Annotated in this window: 6 protein-coding genes; 4 read left to right on the top strand and 2 right to left on the bottom strand. The window is 36.4% G+C overall.

The window, feature by feature from the left end; translation table 11 throughout:
• Positions 1 to 106: 106 nt before the first annotated feature.
• Positions 107 to 355 (bottom strand): hypothetical protein, encoded by a 249-nt coding sequence (locus AC1DND_RS22555; protein WP_477584845.1) that lies wholly within the window; start codon positions 353 to 355, stop codon positions 107 to 109.
• 207 nt (positions 356 to 562) lie between these two features.
• On the opposite strand from AC1DND_RS22555, the gene AC1DND_RS22560 reads away from it, so the two are divergent.
• The gene (locus tag AC1DND_RS22560) at positions 563 to 1,714 is read left to right on the top strand and encodes an acyl-CoA dehydrogenase family protein (protein WP_230143489.1); all 1,152 of its coding nucleotides are present in this window, start codon (positions 563 to 565) and stop codon (positions 1,712 to 1,714) included.
• 213 nt (positions 1,715 to 1,927) lie between these two features.
• Positions 1,928 to 2,104 carry a DUF6496 domain-containing protein gene (locus AC1DND_RS22565; protein ID WP_477584846.1) on the top strand — a complete coding sequence of 59 codons (177 nt, stop codon included), beginning with the start codon at positions 1,928 to 1,930 and terminating at the stop codon, positions 2,102 to 2,104.
• An 85-nt stretch (positions 2,105 to 2,189) separates the two neighbouring features.
• Here AC1DND_RS22565 and AC1DND_RS22570 read toward each other — a convergent pair whose 3' ends face one another.
• Positions 2,190 to 2,576 (bottom strand): hypothetical protein, encoded by a 387-nt coding sequence (locus AC1DND_RS22570; protein WP_029277247.1) that lies wholly within the window; start codon positions 2,574 to 2,576, stop codon positions 2,190 to 2,192.
• 168 nt (positions 2,577 to 2,744) lie between these two features.
• Here AC1DND_RS22570 and rpsU point away from each other — a divergent pair, with 168 nt between their 5' ends.
• Both rpsU and AC1DND_RS22580 read left to right on the top strand, forming a co-directional pair.
• A complete protein-coding gene (gene rpsU / locus AC1DND_RS22575) occupies positions 2,745 to 2,939 on the top strand; it encodes a 30S ribosomal protein S21 (RefSeq protein ID WP_086549247.1) in 195 nt (64 codons plus the stop codon).
• 163 nt (positions 2,940 to 3,102) lie between these two features.
• The coding region (locus AC1DND_RS22580; RefSeq protein ID WP_477584847.1) for a site-specific integrase at positions 3,103 to 3,663 on the top strand (561 nt) is incomplete at its 3' end.

Consider the following 3,663-nt stretch of genomic DNA (forward strand, 5'->3'; position numbering starts at 1 on the left):
TGATAAGATTACGCCTTATATTTCTTTTTAGCACCTTGAATTTAAAGGTTAAGTTTTAAATATTATTTGAAAAGCAACCCCCAAATCATAGTGCTGGCCGCGCCACCTAAACCTGATCGGAACGAACACGTAGTGCAACGGAGTAAAGTGGAGAGCAGGGCTGAATAACGCCAAACGCTTCTGTACCTGATTTCCAAAAAAAGACAACCAAATTAAAAATTATGTATTTCCTGTTCTGAGCTAGTATAGGAGTTAATTGTCTGCAAAGTTTAAGAGAATCCATTTTCAACAAATGTTTTGCGAAAAACTGAATGTATTCATCTACTATCATTCCTTCAATTTTATCTATATTCATCAAAAACACCATATAATTAGTTTATTTGGCTATAGTTGTAAGAAAAATAGAAAAAAACTTTCTCCGTTAATTTCAAGGTTTAAAATTAACCGATAAACTAATTGAACCGAATACCATTTCATTCTGTAATTGCACAAATATTTAATGGTAATTAACTATCAAATAATTGTTTATAATTGCCTCAACTAACTTTAAAATATAAATTTAATGAGCGTAAGCTTCGATTTTTCAGAAACAGAAACTCAGCAGAGTGTAAAGGCCATGGTCCGCGATTTTGCAGAGAAAAACATTCGTCCACATATAATGGAATGGGATGAGGCACAGCATTTTCCTGTCGAATTGTTTAAACAGCTCGGCGAATTAGGTTTAATGGGTGTTTTGGTTCCCGAAGAATATGGAGGCTCTGGATTGGGCTATCAGGAATATGTTGATGTAATTGTAGAAGTGGCCCGGGTTTGTGGTTCAATCGGCTTATCATTGGCTGCACACAATTCTTTATGTACCGGGCATATTCTGGCCTTTGCCAATGCAGAACAGAAGCAGAGGTGGTTACCAAAACTGGCTACGGCCGAATGGATTGGTGCCTGGGGTTTAACAGAAGCAAACACAGGTTCGGATGCGTTGAGAATGATGACCACCGCTGTTGAAGATGGCGATGACTATATAATAAATGGTGCAAAAAACTGGATTACCCATGGCAAAAGCGGCGATATCGCTGTGGTAATGGTAAGAACCGGGGAGCAGGGAAGTTCGAAAGGGATTTCGGCCATTGTGGTAGAGCGAGGTACACCAGGTTTTACAGCAGGCAAAAAAGAAAATAAATTAGGCATGCGTGCATCAGAAACCACAGAAATGATTTTTGATAACTGCCGTGTGCCAAAAGCTAATTTATTGGGTAATGTTGGCGAAGGTTTTAAACAGGCGATGAAAGTGTTAGATGGCGGAAGAATTTCTATTGCGGCATTGGCTTTAGGTATTGCAAAAGGTGCTTTTGATGCTGCGGTAGCGTATTCAAAACAACGCCAGCAGTTTGGTCAGCCAATCTCCAGCTTTCAGGCCATTAGTTTTAAACTGGCTGATATGGCTACCGAAATTGAAGCAGCCGAATTATTGATCCGCCAGGCGGCAGATTTAAAGAACAGGCATTTGCCCATGACAAAAGAATCGGCCATGGCAAAATACTTTGCCTCAGAGGTTTCGGTAAGGGTAGCAACAGAAGCTGTTCAGATATTTGGCGGTTATGGTTATACCAAAGATTTTCCGGTAGAAAAATTTTATCGCGACAGTAAATTATGTACAATAGGCGAAGGAACGTCTGAAATACAAAAAATTGTAATCGCAAGAGAGGTGTTAGCTTAAAGCTAAAAGACTAAAGCTGGAACTTAGTTAACGAAAAACCAAATATATTATGAGCATTCGGACGGTTTAACCACCTCCGGATTTTTTTGTTTTAAAATTTTCAAAACCAACTTTCAATTGCCGGTGTTTTTACTAAGATTAAAAGACTAAAAAGTAATAACCAATGGGCAATTACCAATGAACTATTGACCATTGAACTAATGAATTAAAAATATGGCAAAGTATTCAGAAAAAGCTGGTGAGAAAGTAGAAAAAACCATGCACGAAATGAAAGAAGGTAAGCTTAAAAGCGGATCAGGTAAAAAAGTGACTTCTAAAAAGCAGGCAATTGCTATCGGATTATCGGAAGCCAGGAAAGAAGGAGCGAAGGTACCTAGGAAAAAAGATTAAAGACCAAAGCTGAAAGAACAAAGCAAATATAGATACTCTAAGCTACCTGCACAGCGCTTTAAGCTTTGGTCTTTGGACTTTCAGCTTATTGCGGTATATCTTTAGTAGTTAAAATGCTGTCTACTACATAAACGCTAAATCCGCGCCAAGGCAGGGTATTTTTATATTCCTTATAGTGGAGTTCGTAAAATTTGCCACTATTGGCCATCATTTTATCTGCAATTTCTTTACTTGCAATAGAAAACTCAAACTCATTATTTTGTAATGTTCCCGCTTGTCTGGATTTTACCCCACTCTGGATCAATTTCCCTTCGTAGGTTTTAAACAGATAACCTTTCTTTACTACATAATTTAATTCGCCGGCTTTAACGCCTTCGCCAAAAACAAAGAAATACCGGTAATAGCAAATTGCTACTAGTAAAATAACAACTATAACCGCGATAATTGAGCCTACTTTTTTGCCTGTTGTCATATCATATAATGTATATATAAATGTAGGTAAACAACAGTTTAGTTTAACCAACGATTTAAATAAATTTTCTTTTTATAAAACCTTTCTCATTTTCAATATTTTGCTTACATTTGCAGCCCCGATAGCACGGGAAATTTTAAAAACCACGAGAGGAGGTATTTCAGCGTTATGATCATTATCAACATTAAAGACGGCGAATCATTAGATAAAGCCCTTAAACGTTTCAAGAAAAAGTTTGAAAAAACTGGTGTATTGAGAGAACTGCGTAGTCGCCAAGCATACGAGAAAAAATCCGTTGCTCGCCGTACTGAAATTAAACATGCTGTTTACATTCAGAATATGAATCAAGATACAACTGCATAGTTGTTTAAGATATAAATACGTTAAAGTCCTTCTGATGTAAAATCGGGAGGACTTTTTTGTTTTAAAAAGAAATCAAAAACTTTACAATAAACAATTAATTAATGATTTCTTTATATCAAAACTATTTGTAACTTCATATCAATGCCCCTCAAAAAGATATTGAATGTTGCTAAAAAGTTTTATAACCTATTTAACTCACGAGAAGCGCTATTCTCAGCACACCATTACCTCTTATCAAACAGATTTAGATCAGTTTGAAGAGTATGTCAATATTACGTTCGAGCTAAATTTTTTAGAAGTTAAGCATATTCACCTACGGAGCTATATGGTAGATCTGATGGAGAAGAAAGTATCAGAACAGACCATCAATAGAAAAATTTCGACGTTGAGGAGTTTTTATAAATTTTTGCAGCGAAGCGGAAAGATTGATCAGAATCCTACCGTTTTAATTAAAGCACCAAAAATACCCAAAAGACTACCCGTATTTGTTGATTCGCAAAAGATGGATCAGCTATTGGATTCGGAGCATTATTTTAATGAAAGCTTCTCTTCTGTTCGCGATCATCTGGTAATCGAGTTGCTTTTTGGTACCGGCATGCGTTTAACAGAACTACTCCAGTTAAAAGATATAGATATTTATTCGGGAACGATAAAGGTATTGGGTAAAAGAAATAAAGAGCGGATCATTCCTGTAAATAAACAGCTTATCAATCAGGTAAATACC

The sequence above is a fragment of the Pedobacter sp. 01N416 genome (genome assembly GCF_056399685.1).